We start from the raw sequence: 875 nt of genomic DNA, 5'->3' as shown, positions 1-875 counted from the left end.
GGTGGGGGTCGTGCCGGCCCGATCCCCACCCGGGCGCGGTGGTGAAGGCCGTGCAGCCCCCACCCGGGCCTCGCCGGCGGTTGAGTCCCGCCCCGTCAGCCGGTGCCGGCCGGGACCATGGGGAGCACGATGGTGAAGGTCGTCCCGACCCCCACCGTGCTCTCCACATCGATCGTCCCCCGGTGGTCGGTCACGATCTGGCGGGCGATGGACAGCCCCAGCCCGCTGCCGCCGGTGGCCCGCCCGCGGGCCGCGTCCGCCCGCCAGAAGCGGTCGAAGAGGTGCGGCAGATCCTCGGCCGATATCCCCTTTCCGGTGTCCCGCACCCGAAGGACCGCCAGTTCACCCTCGACGGCGAGCGCCAGCGACACCGTGCCACCGGACGCGGTGGCCCGCAGCGCGTTCCCGACCAGGTTGCCCACGGCCTGCCGCAGCCGGTCGGCGTCCGCGGACACCCGGACCGGGCGTGGCGCCACCACCTCCAGCGCCACACCGGCGGCCGCCGCCTTGGCGCGGTGCGCGGTACGGCACGCCTCCAGCACCTCGCCCAACTCGACGGCGGCCCAGTGGTAGGTGAGCGCGCCGGCCTCGGCCAGGGCCAGGTCCTGGAGGTCGTCCACGATCCGCTGCTGGAGCAGTGCCTCGTCGTGGAGGGAGTCCAACAGCTCGGGCGTCGGCTCCACCACCCCGTCCCGCAGGGCCTCCAGATAGCCGCGCAGATTGGCCAGCGGTGTCCGCAGCTCATGGGCGATGTCGCCGGTCAGCCGCCGCTGGCGTTCCTCGCCGGCCTGGAGTGAGGCGGCCATCCGGTTGAAGACGCGGCCGAGTTCGGCGATCTCGTCCCGGCCGGCGGCCGGAACCCGCCGCCCCAGATC

The 875-nt window shown here is 74.9% G+C and carries 1 protein-coding gene; it reads right to left on the bottom strand.

What is annotated here, in order from left to right:
* Positions 1-95 precede the first annotated feature (95 nt).
* On the bottom strand, positions 96-875 hold a 780-nt coding region (locus E4099_RS32480; RefSeq protein WP_167828578.1), incomplete at its 5' end, for a sensor histidine kinase.

The organism is Streptomyces palmae (assembly GCF_004684805.1).
Taxonomy (GTDB): domain Bacteria; phylum Actinomycetota; class Actinomycetes; order Streptomycetales; family Streptomycetaceae; genus Streptomyces; species Streptomyces palmae.
The sequence above is the reverse complement of the archived record's forward strand: the minus strand, read 5'-3'. Positions and strand labels throughout refer to the sequence as shown.